The organism is Staphylococcus schweitzeri (assembly GCF_002902405.1).
Taxonomy (GTDB): Bacteria; Bacillota; Bacilli; order Staphylococcales; family Staphylococcaceae; genus Staphylococcus; species Staphylococcus schweitzeri.
The window spans coordinates 1-21,547 of record NZ_PPQS01000012.1; the positions used below are offsets into that span (position 1 = coordinate 1).

Consider the following 21,547-nt stretch of genomic DNA (forward strand, 5'->3'; position numbering starts at 1 on the left):
AATTAATAGAAATCAGCTTTTTTACATTGCCTAAGAACTTAATGTCCCAAGCACATTTTCTTTATTTTAAAATACGTGTTAACCTTACTTAGCTTTTTCTCGATTTGCTATAAAGTAGCTACCATAAAATACAGCTAAGACTAAAAAGATTAAAGCCGAAAAATAAAATGTATTATTTAAATTGTTGGTAAATTGTGTAATTAATCCGCCAAATAATGGACCGATCATTGAACCGAATCCTTGAATGCTATTAAAAACACCCCAAGTTTCTTCTTGTTCATCTGATTTGATAAAGCGTGCCATAAAGGTATTCCATGCTGGTAATAAGATGCCATACATTAGACCGATAGCTAAAGAGATAATCCACACGATATGAATATTAACAATCACTGATAGGGTAAAAATTAATATCATGTATAACATAAATCCGCTTAGTATAACACTATACATAAAGTTTCTACTACGGTTATCTATTAGTTTAGATAAAAATAGCATTGATACTGCACAGCCGATACCACCAATAATGATTGCAACAGTATATTCAATTGTGCTTACATTAATAACCTTAGTAGCATATGTAGGCAATATAGGAACTAGGGCAGCAATTGCGGCACCTTGTAAAAGAATACCAGGGAACAACAATAAATGGCGCTTTGTCACATCAACAATTTGTCTCAATTGTGCTTTAACTGGACGAGTATTATAATTTGTTAACTTTACATCGACAAAATAATATAATATCCATGCAATTAAAACGACTAACGCCATCATAAAGGCGAAGCGTGTTGGATGCAGTTTGATAAGTAGATTCATAAACACCATACCTACTAAAAGACCTAATAACCATGAAAAGTATACATAACCCATTTGCTTGCCACGTTTATTTTCTTCGACGCTGGATAACATAATTACCCAAATAGGACTAACTGCAACACCCAGCATCATTGCACTAAATATGATAACAAATGGTGATGCTGGAAACCAAATAACTAAAAATAAACTTGTAAATGCTAAGATAAACCCAGAAGTTAAGACTATTTTTGTACCAAATTTTTTGAGTAAAAATCCTATGACAAAGTTGGTTGAAGCATCAGCAATAAAATGTATTGAAAATGCTAGAGACGTTATTGCTACAGCAATGGATGTAACAGTAGGTAAGAAGTTAATATAACTTAATATATACATACCTCTAGCAAATTCCATTAAAAATAAGATTATAAGCATTATAACGAAATTTTTATGGTTAGCATAATTATTTAACGAAGAATCTTGCATATAAAGGAACCTTTCCATAAATTTCTTGTGGTTGTGATGAATGACCAATTAAATCGAGTAAATCATTACAAATTTTTTGTGTAGCATACTCAATTTTATCTTGTTCCATTGTATTAATCATTTGGGAAAGTTGTTCATTACCATTCGTTAAATTTGCTACAATCTTTATTGCTTCTTCTGGAGTATTAGCAATTTTACCAAATCCTTTTTCTTCAAAGTAAAGGGCATTTTCAAGCTCTTGACCAGGAGCAGGATTTAGGAAAATCATTGGAATACAGCGAGCGAAAGCTTCTGTTATTGTAATACCTCCAGGCTTTGTAATCATTAGTTGACTCGATGCCATCCATTCGTTCATATGTTTGGTATAGCCTAAGATTAATACATTATCATTTGACTTAAATTTAGCTGAAAGGGAACGTTTCAATTCTTTACTTTTACCACAAATCATAACTACTTGTGCATTCTCACTTTTCGCTAATATATCGGTTATCATCGTGTCAAAACCTTTAGATACACCAAAAGCTCCAGCAGACATTAAAATAGTTTGTTTGTCTGGATCTAATTTGTTGTCTATTAACCATTGCTTTTGATTTATTGGCATTTCAAATTTGTTATCAATTGGAATACCAGTTACTTTGATGGTTGCAGAATCTATACCTACATTTTCAAAGTCTCGTTTCGTTTCTTCGGTTGCAACATAATATCTTGTTGAATGTGGTGTAATCCAGTTTTTATGTAAGCGATAATCTGTCATTATTGTTGCGACTGGAATATTGATATTAAATTGTTCCGTAAGTACTGACATGACTGGAGTAGGGAACGTCAACAAAATTAAATCTGGCTTTTCTTTTATCAATAAATTAATTAGTTTGTTAAGACCATAATATTTGTAAAAACATTTATCTAATTTATCTGGGCGGCTGTAATAAAACCCTTTGTACATATTTCTAAAATATTTAAAGCTATTGATATACCATTTTTTGCAAATAGAAGTCAAAATTGGATGAGCTTCCATAAATAAATCGTGCTCGATAACGCTTAAATGGTTTAAATTCATATCATTAAGTTGATTAACAATACTTTGAGTAACTTGCATATGACCGTTACCGAACGAGCCAGTAATAATCAATATCTTTTTATTTTGAGTAACCATCAATAGCCACCCTCCGTTAGTTTGAAAATTTTATTTAAGTGTAACTTATTTTATAGCATTATAAAAGGAATAAAGACACAAACTCGTTACAATTATAGTGTTTTTATCATAGGATGAGATCATACAGAATAAAACCTTATATCATAAAGAAATATATTGTTAGATGTTTTATTTGTATATTTAAAATTATCCAGTAAACAATTATAGCATATTTTTTGAAACAATTATGGATATGCTTGATAATATGCTTTATGTGTATGTTGTTTCATCATTTTAAAACATTGAATAAACAAATAGGACTATTGAAATTGATTATATAATAGAAGAAAGTAGAAAATATTGATTGATGAATCTTATATGTGAAAAATTATAAATTTATTAACCTCAGTAAAACGTGTATAATAAATATATTGTAAAAAAAGGAGCGGTTCAGTTTGGATGCAAGTATGTTGTTTAAAAAAATTAAAGTAAAACGTGTTTTGGGTTCTTTAGAACAACAGGTAGATGATATCACAACTGACTCACGTACAGCGAGAAAAGGAAGTATATTTGTAGCATCTGTTGGATATACTGTTGACAGTCATAAGTTTTGTGAAAATGTTGTTGAACAAGGTTGTACATTAGTAGTAGTTAATAAAGAACAACCCCTTCCAGAAAATGTTGCACAAGTGGTTGTACCAGACACATTAAGAGCAGCTAGCATTCTAGCGCATACATTATTTGAATATCCTAGCCACCAATTGGTAACTTATGGTGTAACAGGAACAAATGGTAAAACATCTATTGCTACGATGATTCATTTAATTCAAAGGAAGTTACAAAAAAATAGTGCTTATTTAGGTACGAATGGTTTTCAAATAAACGAAACAAAGACTAAAGGTGCGAATACAACGCCTGAAACAGTCTCTTTAACAAAGAAAATTAAGGAAGCTGTTGATGCAGGAGCTGAATCAATGACTTTAGAAGTGTCGAGTCATGGATTAGTATTAGGACGTTTACGAGGCGTTGAATTTGATGTTGCAATCTTCTCAAATTTAACACAAGACCATTTAGATTTTCACGGCACAATGGAAGCATACGGACACGCGAAGTCTTTATTGTTTAGTCAATTAGGTGAAGATTTGTCGAAAGAAAAGTATGTCGTGTTAAACAATGACGATTCATTTTCTGAGTATTTAAGAACAGTGACGCCTTATGAAGTATTTAGTTATGGAATTGATGAGGAAGCCCAATTTATGGCTAAAAATATTCAAGAATCTTTACAAGGTGTCAGCTTTGATTTTGTAACGCCTTTTGGAACTTACCCAGTAAAATCGCCTTATGTTGGTAAGTTTAATATTTCTAATATTATGGCGGCAATGATTGCGGTGTGGAGTAAAGGTACGTCTTTAGAAACGATTATTAAAGCTGTTGAAAATTTAGAACCTGTTGAAGGGCGATTAGAAGTTTTAGATCCTTCGTTACCTATTGATTTAATTATCGATTATGCACATACAGCTGATGGTATGAACAAATTAATCGATGCAGTACAGCCTTTTGTAAAGCAAAAGTTAATATTTTTAGTTGGTATGGCAGGCGAACGTGATTTGACTAAAACGCCTGAAATGGGGCGAGTTGCCTGTCGTGCAGATTATGTCATTTTCACACCGGATAATCCGGCAAATGATGACCCGAAAATGTTGACCGCTGAATTAGCAAAAGGTGCAACTCATCAAAATTATATTGAGTTTGATGATCGCGCCGAAGGTATTAAACATGCAATAGAAGTAGCAAACCCAGGAGACACAGTTGTATTAGCATCAAAAGGAAGAGAACCTTATCAAATTATGCCAGGACATATCAAAGTGCCTCATAGAGATGATTTGATAGGACTCGAAGCGGCATACAAAAAGTTCGGCGGTGGCTCAGTTGATCAATAAGTCACTCACTGATGAAGGTAAATTAATTGATGTTTATATATTTGAGTCAATCAATAGCCAAATGGTCATTGCTGTACCTGATTGGTTTTGGTCTTATCAATTAGAAATGGCAGAGATAATTGATCGAGATACATGTATTGAAGCATTGCTCATGCAATTATTTGTTTTTAAAGATGAAGAAGAATCTGAGATGATTGCATTACAAATGACAGATTGGATAGAAACATATAAAAAGGAGAAAGAATAATGAATTTAAAGCAAGAAGTTGAGTCTAGAAAGACTTTTGCGATTATTTCACATCCCGATGCTGGTAAAACAACATTAACTGAAAAATTACTATATTTTAGTGGTGCAATTCGTGAAGCTGGGACTGTTAAGGGGAAAAAGACTGGAAAATTTGCAACGAGTGACTGGATGAAAGTTGAACAAGAACGTGGTATCTCAGTAACAAGTTCAGTTATGCAATTTGATTATGATGACTATAAAATTAATATTTTAGACACACCGGGGCATGAAGATTTTTCAGAAGATACGTATCGTACGTTAATGGCTGTTGATAGTGCAGTAATGGTTATTGACTGTGCTAAAGGTATTGAACCCCAAACACTAAAATTATTTAAAGTTTGTAAAATGCGTGGAATTCCAATTTTCACATTCATTAATAAATTAGACCGTGTTGGTAAAGAACCGTTTGAATTATTAGATGAAATCGAAGAAACGTTAAATATTGAAACATACCCAATGAATTGGCCGATTGGTATGGGACAAAACTTCTTCGGCATTATTGATAGAAAATCAAAAACAATTGAACCATTTAGAGATGAAGAAAATATTTTGCATTTAAATGATGATTTTGAATTAGAAGAAGCACATCCTATTACAAATGATAGTGCTTTTGAGCAAGCAATTGAAGAATTAATGTTAGTTGAAGAAGCTGGTGAAGCCTTTGATAATGACGCGCTGTTGAGCGGAGACTTAACTCCTGTATTTTTCGGTTCAGCTTTAGCTAACTTTGGTGTACAAAACTTCTTAAACGCATATGTTGATTTTGCACCAATGCCAAATGCACGACAAACTAAAGAAGACATTGAAGTAAGTCCTTTCGATGATGCATTTTCAGGATTTATCTTTAAAATTCAAGCCAATATGGACCCTAAACACCGTGATAGAATTGCCTTTATGCGTGTAGTTAGTGGTGCATTTGAACGAGGTATGGATGTCACTTTGCAGCGTACTAATAAAAAGCAAAAAATCACACGTTCAACGTCATTTATGGCAGATGATAAAGAAACTGTGAATCATGCTGTAGCAGGCGATATCATTGGACTATATGATACTGGTAATTATCAAATTGGAGATACTTTAGTTGGTGGAAAACAAACGTACAGTTTCCAAGATTTACCGCAATTTACGCCAGAAATTTTTATGAAAGTTTCTGCTAAAAACGTCATGAAGCAGAAGCATTTCCATAAAGGTATTGAACAATTAGTACAAGAAGGTGCGATTCAATACTATAAAACGTTGCATACAAATCAAATCATTTTAGGGGCAGTTGGCCAACTACAGTTTGAAGTGTTTGAGCATCGAATGAAAAATGAATACAACGTTGATGTTGTTATGGAACCAGTTGGTCGTAAAATTGCACGATGGATTGAAAATGAAGATAAAATTACTGATAAAATGAATACTTCGAGATCAATCCTAGTGAAGGATAGATATGATGAATTAGTATTCTTATTTGAAAATGAATTTGCTACACGTTGGTTCGAAGAAAAATTTCCAGAAATTAAATTGTATAGTTTGCTTTAACACCGTATTTTAATACAAAAATTCACGTGAATAAATTGAAAATATATTGGAATAATTAAGAAAAATAAATTGTATATTTTAATGGAAAACGGTATACTATGATTTATCAAATGAATAACCTATGACATTTTGTCAGAGGGGAGTAACTTAAGAATCATGGACGTGTATATGATTCGACACTTTATCGTCATTACGAAGATATCTTCCGGTAAAGTGGGCAATTAACATTGCTTAGTGAGACCTTTGCTATTTATTTAGCATAGGTCTTTTTGTTTGTACTTAACTTATTTATTTAAAGGAGTTGTACATGTTTATGGATCCAAGTTTGATCTTACCTTATTTGTGGGTACTTGTCGTTTTAGTATTTTTAGAAGGCTTATTAGCAGCAGATAACGCGATTGTTATGGCTGTAATGGTTAAGCATTTGCCGCCAGAACAACGTAAAAAAGCTTTGTTCTATGGTTTATTAGGTGCATTTGTATTTAGATTTTTAGCATTATTCTTAATTAGTATTATCGCGAACTTTTGGTTTATTCAAGCAGCAGGTGCAGTTTACTTAATTTATATGTCAATCAAAAATCTGTGGCAGTTCTTTAAACACCCAGAAATTGAAAGTCCTGAAGCTGGAGATGATCATCATTATGATGAATCTGGTGAAGAGATTAAAGCGAGTAACAAATCATTCTGGGGAACTGTGTTAAAAATAGAATTTGCAGATATCGCATTTGCCATTGATTCTATGCTTGCTGCTTTAGCTATTGCTGTAACACTTCCTAAAGTTGGTATTCACTTTGGTGGTATGGACTTAGGTCAGTTCGTAGTAATGTTTCTAGGTGGAATGATTGGTGTTATTCTAATGCGTTATGCAGCAACTTGGTTTGTTGAACTTCTAAATAAATATCCTGGATTAGAAGGTGCTGCATTCGCAATAGTTGGTTGGGTAGGTATTAAATTAGTTGTTATGGTACTTGCACATCCTGATATTGCAGTATTACCTGAACATTTCCCACACGGGGTACTATGGCAATCAATCTTCTGGACTGTTTTAATTGGTTTAGTTGTTATAGGTTGGTTAGGATCAGTCGTTAAAAATAAAAAATCTCATAAATAACATTTTAGTAGAGAACAATCTTAATTTATTTTAAGGTTGTTCTTTTTAATATATCTGCTGGGGAAATATTTTGTTTTAAAATTACTTTGTAAGTTTTAACTAATGTAACAATGAGTATGTCCTATCATAAGCTGAGTCATGCATTTATAGTATTTTTTCCATAGAAATTGTATAGATTTTAAAGCAAATTAAGTGCTAATGTGTCATAATGAAAAGTGATTTTATTGAATGGAGTGGACATTAGTGGATATTGGTAAAAAACATGTAATTCCCAAAAGTCAGTACCGACGTAAGCGTCGTGAATTCTTCCACAACGAAGACAGAGAAGAAAAAATTAAACAACAAGACAATACACATAAAACTGAGGATAGAACATCTCAACAAGAAGATAAACAAATACATAAAAATACTAAATATAAACATGAAAGGTTTAAAAACAGTTTGTCATCGCACTTAGAAAAGCAAAAACCTGACGACAGTAAATTACAAGAAGTTACTAAGAATCATGCAATGTTTAATAAAACTTCTGATAATAAAGAAAGTAATAATGTAAAAGATGGTTTGAATCAAAAGATGGATTTGGAAAATTCTAAAGATAAAACTTTTGAAGGTGAGAAATTACATGAAAAAGATAACAAAGTTGTCAATAAATCTAAGGATAACTCAAAAATTATAAATGAATCATTACACACTGATTCAAATAAAAATGATGCAGAAGGAAAACAGCAACAATTGGATTTAAGTGCATCAAAAGATAACAAAAAAGACTTTACTCATGTAGATTCAACTAAATTTACCAAAGATAGTACTGAGCATACTGCAGTTTCGTTATCATCAAAAGATGACGAACAGCGTAATTCGCATTTTGATACATCATCAGAAGCTTCAAATAAAAAACCGAATAAGTTAGAACAGCAAAATGATAAAGATAATCAAAAACCATTAACATTACCAGAAGAGCAAAAATTGAAAAGGCAACAAATTCAGGAAAATCTAACAGATGATAATAAAATAAGTGATTTTAAAATAGAAAATGTTAATGAAGCTGGTTCTAAGGATAATGATGATGTAACTAAAGTACAAAAAGATGAATTTTTAAATCAAAAGCGAGTACATGAAACAACTGATAATCCTGATAAAAATAGAAATGAAATAGAACAAGCTGAAAATGATGATAACAGTTTTAAACAATCTGAAATGTTTTTTAATACAAATGATCAGAATAAAGAAGCAAAGTCTAAGGCGCAACGTGATAACCATAAGACCATTGATAAGAATAATATTAAAAATAATAAAAAGCAGCAAGTGAACAATGCATCATCTGTACACAACAAAACACCAAAGCATCGTGCATCTAAGTCAGAAAGTAAAAATGAATCACGCAATGAATTTGGTGGCGTAGTGAAACAGTTTTGGCTGATGTATTGGCCTAAATTAATCATTTTAATTGGAATTATCATTTTGATTATCATTTTAAATGCAATATTTAATAATGTGAATAAAAATGATCGAATGAATGATAGTACTGATACAGATGCTCAAAAATATACTAATACTATGAAAAATGCTAATAATACCGTTAAATCAGTTGTTACTGTAGAAAATGAAACATCAAAGGATTCTTCATTACCTAAAGATAAAGCTTCACAAGATGAAGTTGGTTCAGGTGTTGTATATAAAAAATCTGGAGATACATTATATATAGTAACGAATGCACATGTTGTTGGTGATAAAGAAAATCAAAAAATAACATTTGCTAATAATAAGAGTGTTGTCGGAAAAGTATTAGGAAAAGACAAGTGGTCTGATTTAGCAGTAGTAAAAGCAACATCTTCAGATAGTTCAGTAAAAGAAATAGAGATTGGTGACTCAAATAATTTAGTTTTAGGAGAGCCAATATTAGTTGTTGGAAATCCATTAGGTATCGATTTTAAAGGGACAGTAACTGAAGGAATCATTTCAGGTCTTAACAGAAATGTGCCAATTGATTTTGATAAAGATAATAAATATGACATGTTAATGAAAGCATTTCAAGTCGATGCATCAGTAAATCCTGGGAACTCCGGTGGTGCTGTTGTGAATAGAGAAGGTAAGTTAATTGGTGTTGTCGCTGCTAAAATTAGTATGCAGAATGTGGAAAATATGGCATTTGCAATTCCAGTTAATGAAGTTCAAAAGATTACGAAAGATTTAGAACAAAAGGGTAAAATTGACTATCCTGATGTAGGTGTTAAAATGAAGAATATTGCCAATCTGAATAGTTATGAAAGACAAGCAACAAAATTACCAGGTAGTATTAAAAATGGTGTTGTTTTAGAACAGGTTGACAATAAAGGTTTAGCAGAACAATCAGGTCTAAAACGTGGAGATGTCATTGTTGAAGTAGATGGTAAACTTTTAGAAGATGATTTGCGCTTTAGACAAATTATATTTAGCCACAAAGATGATTTGAAATCAGTTACCGCTAAAATTTATAGAGATGGTAAAGAAAAAGAAATAGATATTAAACTAAAATAATGTTGAGGTGATAGCGTGTCAATTTTTAGCCAGTTTATAAAAAGATCTAGTCCTCAACAAGGTATTGTGTTGTATTACATTGTTGCCATCATCGTTGCATTTTTATTATTAAACTTACCGTATGTTCATAAGCCTGGTGTAGAAGTAAATCCTATTGACACATTGTTTGTTGCTGTTTCTGGTATAAGTGTTACTGGGTTATCTCCAATAAGTATTGTTGATACATACTCTACATTTGGTCAATTAATCATTCTCGTTATTTTAAATATTGGTGGGATTGGTGTAATGGCAATTGGTACAATGTTATGGGTTGTATTAGGTAAACATATTGGAATTAGAGAACGTCAGTTAATTATGTTAGATAATAATAAAAACACGATGAGTGGGACGGTAAAGTTAATTATCGATATTGTAAAATCAATATTTGTCATCGAGCTTGTAGGTGCTATGTTATTAGCCTTTTACTTTTATCGAGATAATCCGGATTTAAAGTATGCAATAATGCAAGGCGTTTTTGTCTCCATTTCTGCAACGACAAATGGTGGATTAGATATTACAGGTAAATCATTAATACCATATGCGCATGACTACTTTGTGCAAGGTATTGTAATTTTTTTAATTATATTAGGATCTATCGGTTTTCCAGTATTATTAGAAGTAAAAGCTTATATACAAAATAGAGTTACGAATTTTAGATTTTCATTATTTACAAAAATTACGACATCAACATATTTTTTCTTATTTATTATAGGCGTTTTAGCCATATTATTATTTGAACATAACCATGCATTTAAAGGTTTGAGTTGGCATCAATCATTATTCTATTCGTTATTTCAATCGGCGACAACGAGAAGTGCTGGCTTACAAACTATTGATGTAACAACGCTAAGTGATCCTACAAACATCATTATGGGAATTTTAATGTTTATTGGTTCTTCGCCAAGTTCAGTAGGTGGTGGTATTCGTACTACGACGTTTGCAATTTTAATTTTATTTTTAATTAACTTTAGTAATAATGCTGACAAAACATCAATTAAAGTTTTCAATAGAGAAGTACACATTATGGATATTCAACGGTCATTTGCAGTATTTACAATGGCAACAATTTTAACATTCTTAGGTATGCTTATTATTTCAGCTACTGAAAATGGTAAGTTAACATTTTTACAAGTATTTTTTGAAGTTATGTCTGCATTTGGTACTTGTGGGCTTTCACTTGATGTCACGAGTGATATCAGTGACGTTTCAAAGGTTGTACTAATGGTATTAATGTTTATCGGACGTGTCGGATTGATATCATTCATTATAATGATTGCAGGACGAAGAGAACCAGATAAATTCCATTATCCAAAAGAGCGTATACAAATAGGATAATATACAAGCAATTTAAGTTTAGTTATTGTAGATTTTAACTTGAACTTAGATTGCTTTTTTGGTTAGTATTTTCAACTTATTATATAAGAAGATTAGTATTGAACATGGTAAACTATAAACAATGAGAGGTGTAACGAGATGGAAATGAATGAGAATATTAATATAGAAATCTTAACTACGTCAGATATGCATAGCCATTTTTTAAATGGAGATTATGGTTCTAATATTTATAGAGCAGGTACTTATGTTAACCAAGTTAGATCACAAAACCATCGTGTAATTTTGTTAGATAGTGGAGGTAGTTTAGCTGGTTCTCTAGCAGCATATTATTATGCAATTGTTGCACCTTACAAACGTCACCCTATGATTAAGTTAATGAATCGAATGCATTATGATGCAAGCGGTGTAAGTCCAAGTGAATTTAAATTCGGATTATCATTTTTAACACGATCGATTGCACTTGCGCGTTTTCCATGGTTATCAGCTAATATAGAATATAATGTTACTAAGGAACCTTATTTTTCAACACCGTACTGTATTAAGAATTTCGGAGATTTAAAAATCGCAATCGTAGGGGTCACTGCAGATGGTCTAATGGAAAATGAGTATTCAGAAATGGAGCAAGATGTTACTATTGAAAAAACTTTATTAGCATCTAAACGTTGGATTAGATATATACATGAGGTTGAGGAACCTGACTTTTTAATAGTTATTTATCATGGTGGGCTGAATAAAATTAGTAATAACACAAAAAATAAAAAAGCAAATTCAAATGAAGCGGAAAAATTAATGGAAGAAATCGGTGTTATAGATTTAATGATTACGGCACACCAGCATCAAACAATTGTAGGTCATGACCATGAAACGTATTACGTTCAAGCAGGACAGGATGCAAAAGAACTTGTACATCTTTCAATTAATTTTAAAAAGCGAACAACAACTTACGAGGTTGAGAATATTGATTCTAAAGTAATAGACTTGAATGAATATGAAGAAAATCAAGAATTACTTGATTTAACATTTTATGATAGAAAAGCCGTGGCATTTTGGTCTCAAGAAGTCATAAATAATGATGAATTAAACATAACAGTTAATGGCTTGCAAGATTTAGTTTGTCAAAATCATCCATTTGCACAGTTGCTACATGATGCGATTAAAATTGCATTTGATAATGATATTACATGTGTTCATGTTCCTACGAATGGTGAGAAAGGCTTAAATGGTCAGATTAAAAATGAAGATTTATATCATGCGTATCCTTACCCTGACAAACCGATGGATATGACGGTGAATGGTCAAAGTATTAAAGATATGTTGGAATATAGTTATTCGCATCTTGATTTTGTTGATGAACAATTAAGTTTAACAATTATTGATGAAACGTTATGTACAATGTGGCAAGGGTTTAACTATGAGGTTGATATGAGCCGAGACCCGGGGCACCGTGTAGCATTAGAAAATATAAATTTAGAAAAAACTTATAGAATTACAATGACTGACTATTGTTATAGAAATTACAAAAATTATTTGAAAGATGCAATTGTTCATGAGTCGTATGAGGAGACAATGAGTACGTTGATTGCAGAAAAGTTAAAAGATCCGGATTATAGCATTAATTGTATAGATAACTTTATAGTTCGTAAATAGTGAAGCGTTGTACCGTGACAAAATAGAGATAATATTAACAAAAATTAAAAACCTTTCTTAGAGAATTTTGGCTAGGAAAGGTTTTTGGGTTTTTAGAATATATATTATAGCTGATTGGCAAACATTTGATAGATGCTTTACAAAAGAAAATAAAAAAAGCTTAAATGATATACACCATTTAAGCATAAAACGGAAACGGAGGGATTCGAACCCTCGCGCCGCTTTCGCGACCTACACCCTTAGCAGGGGCGCCTCTTCAGCCAACTTGAGTACGTTTCCAATGGCTCCACAGGTAGGACTCGAACCTACGACCGATCGGTTAACAGCCGATAGCTCTACCACTGAGCTACTGTGGATTAATTTATATGTGTTTGAATATCAAGCACAAATATTATTATAACAAGATTAAGTTAATTTGCAATAGATACCATAAAAAAATATGCGGAACATTTACACTATATTTATAAAACATTCCGCATATTTTAAAAATAAACAATTTATTTATCTTCGAATAGGGAATAACGCGTTAATGCTTCAAATACGTTTAATGTGGCTTTATTATAATCTATAGGTTGATCGGGATTTTTAGAAACCATGCGAGATTGTTTGTCTACCATATAGTAGTAAAAAATGGAATTGTTATATTGGTGCCATAAACTGTGGTATGAAACATGAAGAATAATTGATTCGTTATTAATAAAAGTTACTTTACATTTACGATTTTTTAATTCTTTAATACTTTCGATATAATGCATATTTAGCCAAATGTTTTCGTGTTGTCTATCAGAATGAGTTGGGAAAAAATAAGTTGGAAATAATGGTGTTAGTAAAATAGGTGGTTTACTAGAAATTCCAGTAATGCGGTTTGTTTCTGCTTTCTTGCCAAGGTAAGTATTACCATAAAATTTGCAAGAGCGTTCAATGATTTTTTGGACTTTAAATGGGTTTTGTATACGCGTTTTATCAAACCGGATAATTTCGCTACCATTTCTTTGATCATCATCATCAAATGCTGGTCGAATAACCATGTCTCCTTTACGTATTACATAAATATTTTGTGAATACATAAGCAAAACCTCGCTTTATTAAGTTTTAAACCATTAATATAAAAATAAAATTAATGATATAAAGTTATTTTATAATAAAAATTCGAATTGTCAAGTTATTATTTTGGTGAAAAACTACAATATTTTTTGATTAATAGTCAGAATATTCATTGATTTCAAAATTAGAAAAATGTATACTTATTATAAATTAAAGAAAGGTAGTGATTTCTATGAAATACAATACTAATGTTAAACATACAACTTTAGAAGCATTTGTCACAACCGTCAATGATTTAGGTATTGAATTAATTATCAATGAAGCACTTCGAGAGGTAAGAAAACGACAGCTCGTAGAACTCATAGATGATGCACTCATCAATAAAGATGAAGCAGCATTTAATCAATATACGACAGAATACAAAAATTTGGAGGCATTTCTCGGTGAATAACATTGATTCGAATTCCATAACGCAATCATAAAAGGACTATTCTTAACATTTCATACATGTAAGAATAGTCCTTTAATCATTTATGACATTAATCGAATTAATTCGTTTTTATCAATATCACCAAAATAGTGATATAAATCATATTCTGATAGTGCTTCTTCTATATGTTCAAAGTCGTGTAAACAACCGGCTAATGCATTTTCAAGATCAGTGACATCTCCGACACCAAAGAAATCACCGAAAATTTTAGCGTGTTCGATTTTACCACGTTTAACATCAAACTTAATTTGTACAAACCCTTTTTCAAATTTTTCCTCGCGTTCAAAGTTATATTTTGGATTTCTACCGTAATTCCATTCCCAAGTTCTATATTTAGTATTACTTAATTTTTCTATTTTTTTCCAATCTTCATCAGTTAAGTGATATTCTTCTACTTCAGTTTCTCCAAAGATTGTTTTCAAGATGATTTTCTTAAATTCTTCAATCGCTAATGGTTCATCTAAAAATTCTTGGATATTTGCTACTCGTTTACGAACAGATTTAATACCTTTTGATTTAATCTTAGCTGGATTAACTTTTAGTGCATTCTGAACTTCGTCTAAGTCACTATTTAACATCAAAGTACCATGACTAAACATTCTATTTTTAACTTTAACCATGGCGTTACCAGAGATTTTAGCTTGTCCAACTTGAATATCGTTACGACCAGTTAATTCAGCATTTACGCCTAAAGATTGTAGCGCTTGAACAATTGGTTCTGTGAATTTTTGGAAATTATGGAAACTGTTACCATCATCATCTGTGATAAAACTAAAGTTTAAATTACCAGTATCATGATAAACAGCACCACCACCAGAAATTCTTCTAACTACATCGATGTTATGAGCATCAATATATGATTGATTTACTTCCTCTATAGTATTTTGATTCTTTCCAACAATGATAGATGGTCTATTTATGTAAAATAAAAAGTAACTTTCTTCTGCTGGTAGATTTTTTAAAACATATTCTTCCATTGCTAAGTTTAAAGTTGGATCTGTAATACTATTATTACTAATAAATTTCATTACAATCTCTCCCTTATTTCTATATATTCTCTACTTATTTATGCCTCAACTTTGCTCAAAATGCCAATTATTTACTCACAAATCATTCTAAATATCGGCTTAAAGTTACATTTTATTATTTTTGATTGTTAATAGTTTATTTGTTAAGTGAATTTTAGTACAATATAATTTAGTTATAATTTAAGGAGGACTTAAAATGACTGTTGCAGAAGTGGGTAACATTGTTGAGTTTATGGATGGATTAAGAGGTCGTGTTGAAAAAATCAACGATAACTCTGTTATTGTTGACTTAACAATTATGGAAAATTTTAATGACCTTGATTTACCGGAAAAAACTGTTATCAATCATAAACGATATAAGATTGTTGAATAAGAAGGTAAGTTATAATGAATAAAATCTCGAAAGCTTTAACTTGGTTTATTATAAGTTTTATTATATTTCATCTCATTTTATTTATAATGTGGGGCGAACACCAAGAGTATTGGTATTTATATACAGGTATTATGTTAATTGCTGGTATAAGTTATGTATTTTATCAAAGAGATATTGAATCTAAGCGGCTGCTTACATCAATTGGTGTTGGTATTATTACAGCAATTATTCTAATTATGCTTCAACTTTTATTCTCACTTATAACTTCTAATTTAAGTTATAGTTCATTAATTAAAGAATTAGCGAGAACGGGTGTTAATTGGAAATGGCAAATGTTAGTAACATTGCTTTTTGTCATTCCGTGTCACGAGTTATATATGAGAACTGTTTTACAAAAAGAATTAACCCATTTTTCAATACCAAAATGGGCTGTTATTATAATAACTGCAGTTTGTTCTAGTTCATTATTCATCTATTTAGATAATTGGTGGATAGTGACATTTATATTTGTTGCTCAAGTGATATTATCTTTAAGTTATGAATATACTCGACGTATTGCAACAACATCCGTTGCACAAATTGTAGCTATTATATTGTTATTAATTTTTAATGCTTAAATAGGCTTTTCTTAGACGTATGTGTTCTAAGAAAAGCTTTTTGCTTTAGAATAGCAATACGAAGATTCAAGGCATGCTTCATTATAGTGGAAATATTTTTAACAGCAAGCGGTTATTATTGAGATTATGTTTTAGTCAGTTTTTTATCACTAAATATTTTATAAAAATGGTATAATATTTTGTGGGCAAGTTGAATTGATGGTGGCTATCTGAGTAAAGGGGGGTGGTGCTTATGGCATTACTTAACACTTTTTAAAGGAAAAGCCTATTGTGATATCTATTGCAAACGCATTACATTTAATGCTAAGTTTCGGTATGTTTATCGTCACTTTCATTGGTGTAGTAGTCGCAATAATTAATTTAAACAATAAAAAATAACCATCATTTCAAAACTTTGACAACGAATGATGGTTAAAGAAAATCTCATTTAGTCACCGTCTTTTTAACGGGCTCAATAGGCGACATGTTCCTGCATGTCGTCTTTTTACATTTTTATAGTAACATATCTTTTATTTAATTGTCTATTTTTATTAGATGTGTAACAAAATTTTGAAGTATTTTTCGTATATTGCCTACTAAACATGCCAGATTTGTAAGGAAAATCATACTATAGTAGAAATCACTTATGATTCTATGGCAGTACTTATACATAAGTGATTTCTACTGAATATGTAATGAAGTTTATATATTAATAAAACTTTCATTGGTATAGTAGTCGCAATACTTAATTTAAGCAATAAAAAATAACCATCATTTCAAAACTTTGACAACGAATGATGGTTAAAGAAAATCTCATTTAATCATTCGTCTATTTACATACTGCACAATTTAATATAATACAATTATACTTTGATGTCCACTTAACATAAAGTAGTAAAAATGTGGAAAGGTAAATTCATCTTGAAAATATTCAGAAAATTCTGTATAATTTAAATGAAGAGATATAGATTAAATATAAAGAGATGTTTTTTTAAATGAAGAACAAAATTTTTGGCGCTATATTATATTTATCTTTAGCACTTGGATTATCAACAGCAGCTTATGCATCTACAGAATACGCAGAAGGAGGCACCTGGAGTCACGGTGTCGGCAGTAAATATGTTTGGTCTTATTATTATCATGGTCATAAAGGACATGGTGCAACAGCTATTGGAAAATACAGATCATTTAGTGGTTATACAAGAGCTGGTGTAAAAGCAAAAGCATCAGCTACTAAAAATAATTGGTGGGTCAATAGAGCATATTATAACATTTATTAAATACTAAATAATCATACAAAATAAACAACGCAAGAGGTACAACATGAAATGGTTCAAATTAATACTTGATGTTACAATCTTCATTCTAATTGCTATATTGTTATTTGTTTATACATATAAAGAAAACGAAGAAATATTGCCTGATACTAAATACCCTATAGCGGTAACTGACTGGAATAAAAAATATAGTAAAAATGAGATTTATAAACGTATAAATCAATTCGCAAAAAATGAGAACGTAGCAATCTATAAATCAACTTCAAATTATACAAATAAAAACGTAGATAAAGATATATATGTATTTAATAAATCAAAAGCAACAACTATCACTCCTTTTAATGCTAAATATAACATTCATTATTTAAGTGACGACGAATTATTAAAAAAAGATATCAAAGGGAGTTATTTTGTAAAAGACAAAAATTTTGACGTGTCTAAATTCATAAATTTTTTAAAAGAATATGGTGTTACTACTGAATCATACAAAATAGATCATATGATGATTGCTGTTGGTGTCATTAAACAAATGAATATAGTAGTCCCGTTATCCGCACTTTTAATCGTTTATTTTATTTATTATATTTTCGAAAAGAACATTAATTTCAAAGCGTATGCGATTAAGTATTTAAATGGTTTTACATTAAGAAAAATAATTTTCGAAAATTTTTTAAAGAAATGCACGTATTGGATAACGTTAATCATAACTCAAATTCTTTTAACTACAAGTGTACTTTGGATATTAAATTACACAGGTAATTTAGATTTATTCATATTAAGGTTAGTTCTCCTTTCAAGTCTTTTTATTTTAACGATTAGTGTTATTAATATATGGACTTTCTTAATGTTACTAAATTTAAATATTGCCAATATGATTAAAGGTAAACAGCACTTTAAAACGATTCGTTTTATTAATACAGTTTGTAAAAGTATTCTCTTAGTACTAATAGCTAGTGTAATGATAGAAAATACTAGTGTTATTAAAGATTTGAATAAAATAAAGGAAACTGAGAAATATTGGAATGTATTAGATGATTATTACACGATTGAATTTGCACCTTATCACGAAACGAAACAAAGTTTAATTGATAATATGGTGCGATCAGAACAATTAGTAAAGGCTAGTGAAGCAGAAAATAATGCGATTCTATTCAAACCAAAGGGTGACTCCGCTGACAGTGACAACTTTTCACCTGATGAAGGGAATGTAATATTGGTAAATAATCAGTTTTGGACGATTTATCACAAGCAGTTTCAACCTGATATTCCGATAAAAAATCAAAAAAATAATGTCGAAGTAATTATTCCACAAAAGTTTCATGAAGTGCGTAATGAAATCAATCAAGCTTATCATTCATGGTTTGAATTTGTGCAAAATAAAAATAATAAAGAAAATAAGTTATCTATACAGTTTATCAACAAAAATGATTATCGAATTTTTACATTTGATGCACGAGATAGCCGTCATTTGTCATTTATAGAAGCGCCAATCATTGTTAACGTTCAGGCATCAGATTTATCGAATGATTTTTATTATGCCATGATCAGTCAAGGCGGGTATTTATTCAAGAATTATGACGCGCTAGTAAAAAATATTGAAAAGTATCATATTGATGGGGAAATCAGTGGAATAACTAATTATAAAGATAGCGTGATGGAAATGTATCATGAAAACAATTTGAAGTTAACAGTACTCAACTTTTCACAAATCATTATCGCAATCATTTTAGTAATTATTATTTTATTTGATGTGAAATATTATTTTGAACAACACCGAAAATTACTCGTAATCAAAAAGCTATATGGCTATTCAACATTAAGAGCCAATTATAAATACTTATTAATAAATAATATAGTTGTTGTTTTTGTTGGAATATTGACGAATGTAATTTTACATTCTCACTATATAATGATGATATTTGCAACGATTCTTGTCGTTCAAATATTATTGCAGATTTGCAGCCTACACTATTATGGCCGACGTTTTAATGAAGTTATCAAGGAGTTTTAACTATGAAATTTATCATTGCAATATTATTAGGATTAATATTATCCATTACTATTGCTTTTACAATCATACATCATCCTATACTTGATCGTTTTAATCCTTTCTTAAAAACGGAGTATAGTTATGCCAAAGTGCCAAAAGGTACGCAACAATATGTGAATATTACGGCTTATAGTGAAAGAGGGGAAAAGCTTGATTATAAATTAACATTTAATGGATTCTCTCCTAGTAGAACGTATGTCGAAATAAAGCATAAAGGCCAATATGTTATATCAATCACATATGTTGAAAAAGAGGATACACCAAAAGAGGTAAGACAAGAATGATAGAATTAAAAGATTTAACCATACAAAAAGGTAATACAAGTATTTTAAAGAAACTTAATTTGAAATTTCAATGTGGAAAATCATATGCACTTATTGGTAAAAGTGGATGCGGTAAATCTACTTTATTAAATGCTATTGCTGGACTTGAAAAAATGGGGAAACAACATGTCTATTTTAATGGTCAATTAGAGCGATTTAAGTCTAATTTTTACAGAGATAAATTAGGGTATTTATTTCAAAATTATGGATTAATCGATAATCTGACAGTAAACGAAAATTTAGATATTGGATTAGCATATAAAAAAATAAGTAAGAAAGAGAAAGAACAATTAAAGATACGTTATATAGAACAGTTTGGTCTGTCAAACAGTTTAAAAAGAAAAGTTCATACACTAAGTGGTGGAGAACAACAACGTGTCGCTTTAATTAGAATGATGTTAAAAGATCCGACTGTTATGTTAGCTGATGAACCAACGGGTGCGTTAGATCCTAAAACAGGACAGATGATTATTCAAACATTATTTGATTTGGTCGATGAAAGTAAAGTGCTAATTTTAGCAACACATGATATGGCAATTGCAAAACAATGTGATGAAGTAATAGATTTAGAACAGTATAGAAAAGTAGCATCTATGTGATATCCAAAAGATAAAATTTAAAGCCAATCAACTCGATAAGTTGAGATCAACATTATCAAGTGATTGGCTTTTTCTATACGTTGTTAAGTTATGAAAGTAACAACGGCAAACTGAAAAAAAGTAAAATAATAATATTTAAGACAAGTAATAGTAAATGTAATTGATTTTTCGTTTTAATGTAACAAAAAACAATAACTAATGATAACAGCAAAATTATGATTGCACCAGGGAAGAACCATAATACTGAAGCGGTGTACCAGATCATTGGTAACGCCATAATAATGAAAGATAAAAGACAAGAAATGATGCCAATAATATTATATGTTCGAGCCAAAATAACACCTCCAATTGTATATTTAAAATGATATGCATGAAACACTCATTTTAAATACATCATACAATAAAATTAAATTGTGCGATAGAAGAATTTGGGTTTAGATTGAATTGTCTCTAGTGGAAATATGATTTAATTGAAAAATGTATTTTGTATTCCAGGCAATAATATACCAATTTTACATAAATTATTTCGTTTAAAATTAAGCATTATATTATCATTTTTATTATGCAAATAGATTTAATAACAATACTTAATTATTGTATTTACAGTTGATTAATAGCGATATGAAGTATAAAATTATTTTGTAAAACAATTTTTTTATTAAGAGGTGTACTATGAAAAAGGGGATTTTCAATTACGATAATGCAAAAGTATTAAAATTAGATACTAATCAGTTAAATGAAAACATAAAAGTTATTGATGATGTATTTAAAAATTATGAGCAGTTAGAGCCAACTATAGAAATCGAAAAAGGAACGACAGAATTAAAATTAAATGGACATTTTATTACGTCAATTATAGGCCCGATAAATGTAAATAAACTTAATAGCCTATATGTTGACGAAGATTTTTATTATACATATAACGAATTAATTGTTAAATATACTGAGGTAAAGGAATAATT

21 protein-coding genes, 2 tRNA genes and 1 riboswitch are annotated in these 21,547 nt (G+C 30.3%); of the genes, 16 read left to right on the forward strand and 7 right to left on the reverse strand.

Going from position 1 to position 21,547, the window contains the following annotated elements; genetic code table 11:
- Nucleotides 1-84: 84 nt before the first annotated feature.
- Both ltaA and CD116_RS02410 read right to left on the reverse strand, forming a co-directional pair.
- A complete protein-coding gene (ltaA, locus tag CD116_RS02405) occupies nt 85-1,275 on the reverse strand; it encodes a lipoteichoic acid biosynthesis MFS flippase LtaA (RefSeq protein ID WP_047550771.1) in 1,191 nt (396 codons plus the stop codon).
- Complete coding sequence (locus tag CD116_RS02410; protein ID WP_047550774.1) at nt 1,253-2,428, reverse strand: diglucosyl diacylglycerol synthase; 1,176 nt, start codon at nt 2,426-2,428, stop codon at nt 1,253-1,255. The genes ltaA and CD116_RS02410 overlap by 23 nt, the downstream gene beginning before the upstream one ends.
- A gap of 434 nt (nt 2,429-2,862) precedes the next feature.
- Between CD116_RS02410 and CD116_RS02415 the strand changes: the two genes are divergently transcribed.
- The 7 genes from CD116_RS02415 to CD116_RS02445 all read left to right on the forward strand — a co-directional run bounded on the left by CD116_RS02415 (nt 2,863) and on the right by CD116_RS02445 (nt 12,805).
- Nucleotides 2,863-4,347: a UDP-N-acetylmuramoyl-L-alanyl-D-glutamate--L-lysine ligase gene (locus tag CD116_RS02415; protein WP_047550777.1), complete on the forward strand. Its 1,485-nt coding sequence runs from the start codon at nt 2,863-2,865 to the stop codon at nt 4,345-4,347.
- On the forward strand, nt 4,337-4,594 hold the full coding sequence (locus CD116_RS02420; protein ID WP_047531341.1) for a YueH family protein: 258 nt from the start codon (nt 4,337-4,339) through the stop codon (nt 4,592-4,594). Before CD116_RS02415 ends, CD116_RS02420 begins: the two co-directional genes overlap by 11 nt.
- Nucleotides 4,594-6,156 carry a peptide chain release factor 3 gene (locus CD116_RS02425; protein WP_047424735.1) on the forward strand — a complete coding sequence of 521 codons (1,563 nt, stop codon included), beginning with the start codon at nt 4,594-4,596 and terminating at the stop codon, nt 6,154-6,156. The genes CD116_RS02420 and CD116_RS02425 overlap by 1 nt, the downstream gene beginning before the upstream one ends.
- Before the next feature lie 125 nt (nt 6,157-6,281).
- Nucleotides 6,282-6,389: riboswitch (yybP-ykoY riboswitch) on the forward strand.
- Between the two features lie 74 nt (nt 6,390-6,463).
- Nucleotides 6,464-7,267, forward strand: coding sequence for a TerC family protein (locus CD116_RS02430; RefSeq protein WP_047424737.1), 804 nt, complete (start codon nt 6,464-6,466; stop codon nt 7,265-7,267).
- A 228-nt stretch (nt 7,268-7,495) separates the two neighbouring features.
- Complete coding sequence (locus tag CD116_RS02435) at nt 7,496-9,784, forward strand: S1C family serine protease (protein WP_167468360.1); 2,289 nt, start codon at nt 7,496-7,498, stop codon at nt 9,782-9,784.
- 15 nt (nt 9,785-9,799) lie between these two features.
- Complete coding sequence (locus CD116_RS02440) at nt 9,800-11,158, forward strand: TrkH family potassium uptake protein (protein WP_047424741.1); 1,359 nt, start codon at nt 9,800-9,802, stop codon at nt 11,156-11,158.
- 138 nt (nt 11,159-11,296) lie between these two features.
- A complete protein-coding gene (locus tag CD116_RS02445) occupies nt 11,297-12,805 on the forward strand; it encodes a bifunctional metallophosphatase/5'-nucleotidase (RefSeq protein WP_047550783.1) in 1,509 nt (502 codons plus the stop codon).
- A gap of 190 nt (nt 12,806-12,995) precedes the next feature.
- Here the strand turns inward: CD116_RS02445 and CD116_RS02450 are convergent.
- From CD116_RS02450 to CD116_RS02460, 3 genes are all read right to left on the reverse strand, one after another.
- Nucleotides 12,996-13,084, reverse strand: a tRNA-Ser gene (locus tag CD116_RS02450).
- 2 nt (nt 13,085-13,086) lie between these two features.
- Nucleotides 13,087-13,161 (reverse strand) — tRNA-Asn (locus CD116_RS02455).
- Between the two features lie 141 nt (nt 13,162-13,302).
- A complete protein-coding gene (locus tag CD116_RS02460; RefSeq protein ID WP_047424746.1) occupies nt 13,303-13,872 on the reverse strand; it encodes a competence protein ComK in 570 nt (189 codons plus the stop codon).
- Nucleotides 13,873-14,081: 209 nt separating this feature from the next.
- On the opposite strand from CD116_RS02460, the gene CD116_RS02465 reads away from it, so the two are divergent.
- Entirely contained in the window at nt 14,082-14,300 is a 219-nt protein-coding gene (locus CD116_RS02465) for an IDEAL domain-containing protein (protein ID WP_047531347.1), read from the forward strand.
- An 80-nt stretch (nt 14,301-14,380) separates the two neighbouring features.
- Here the strand turns inward: CD116_RS02465 and CD116_RS02470 are convergent, their stop codons facing one another.
- The gene (locus tag CD116_RS02470; protein WP_047531349.1) at nt 14,381-15,367 is read right to left on the reverse strand and encodes a lipoate--protein ligase; all 987 of its coding nucleotides are present in this window, start codon (nt 15,365-15,367) and stop codon (nt 14,381-14,383) included.
- 196 nt (nt 15,368-15,563) lie between these two features.
- Between CD116_RS02470 and CD116_RS02475 the strand changes: the two genes are divergently transcribed.
- The 7 genes from CD116_RS02475 (at nt 15,564) to CD116_RS02505 (ending at nt 20,585) form a co-directional block, all read left to right on the forward strand.
- Nucleotides 15,564-15,740 (forward strand): YkvS family protein, encoded by a 177-nt coding sequence (locus CD116_RS02475; RefSeq protein ID WP_000214898.1) that lies wholly within the window; start codon nt 15,564-15,566, stop codon nt 15,738-15,740.
- A gap of 14 nt (nt 15,741-15,754) precedes the next feature.
- A complete protein-coding gene (locus tag CD116_RS02480) occupies nt 15,755-16,357 on the forward strand; it encodes a CPBP family glutamic-type intramembrane protease (RefSeq protein ID WP_047531351.1) in 603 nt (200 codons plus the stop codon).
- Nucleotides 16,358-16,672: 315 nt separating this feature from the next.
- Entirely contained in the window at nt 16,673-16,735 is a 63-nt protein-coding gene (locus CD116_RS14100) for a putative holin-like toxin (RefSeq protein WP_240785570.1), read from the forward strand.
- Nucleotides 16,736-17,331: 596 nt separating this feature from the next.
- On the forward strand, nt 17,332-17,616 hold the full coding sequence (locus CD116_RS02490) for a lactococcin 972 family bacteriocin (RefSeq protein ID WP_000790905.1): 285 nt from the start codon (nt 17,332-17,334) through the stop codon (nt 17,614-17,616).
- A 43-nt stretch (nt 17,617-17,659) separates the two neighbouring features.
- Nucleotides 17,660-19,624: a bacteriocin-associated integral membrane family protein gene (locus CD116_RS02495; protein WP_047550786.1), complete on the forward strand. Its 1,965-nt coding sequence runs from the start codon at nt 17,660-17,662 to the stop codon at nt 19,622-19,624.
- Nucleotides 19,625-19,626: 2 nt separating this feature from the next.
- Nucleotides 19,627-19,947 carry a YxeA family protein gene (locus tag CD116_RS02500; protein ID WP_000668623.1) on the forward strand — a complete coding sequence of 107 codons (321 nt, stop codon included), beginning with the start codon at nt 19,627-19,629 and terminating at the stop codon, nt 19,945-19,947.
- The gene (locus CD116_RS02505; RefSeq protein ID WP_047550789.1) at nt 19,944-20,585 is read left to right on the forward strand and encodes an ABC transporter ATP-binding protein; all 642 of its coding nucleotides are present in this window, start codon (nt 19,944-19,946) and stop codon (nt 20,583-20,585) included. The genes CD116_RS02500 and CD116_RS02505 overlap by 4 nt, the downstream gene beginning before the upstream one ends.
- Nucleotides 20,586-20,673: 88 nt before the next feature.
- Here the strand turns inward: CD116_RS02505 and CD116_RS02510 are convergent, their stop codons facing one another.
- The gene (locus CD116_RS02510) at nt 20,674-20,964 is read right to left on the reverse strand and encodes a hypothetical protein (RefSeq protein WP_078101769.1); all 291 of its coding nucleotides are present in this window, start codon (nt 20,962-20,964) and stop codon (nt 20,674-20,676) included.
- A 293-nt stretch (nt 20,965-21,257) separates the two neighbouring features.
- On the opposite strand from CD116_RS02510, the gene CD116_RS02515 reads away from it, so the two are divergent.
- Complete coding sequence (locus tag CD116_RS02515; protein ID WP_047531360.1) at nt 21,258-21,545, forward strand: hypothetical protein; 288 nt, start codon at nt 21,258-21,260, stop codon at nt 21,543-21,545.
- Nucleotides 21,546-21,547 lie beyond the last annotated feature (2 nt).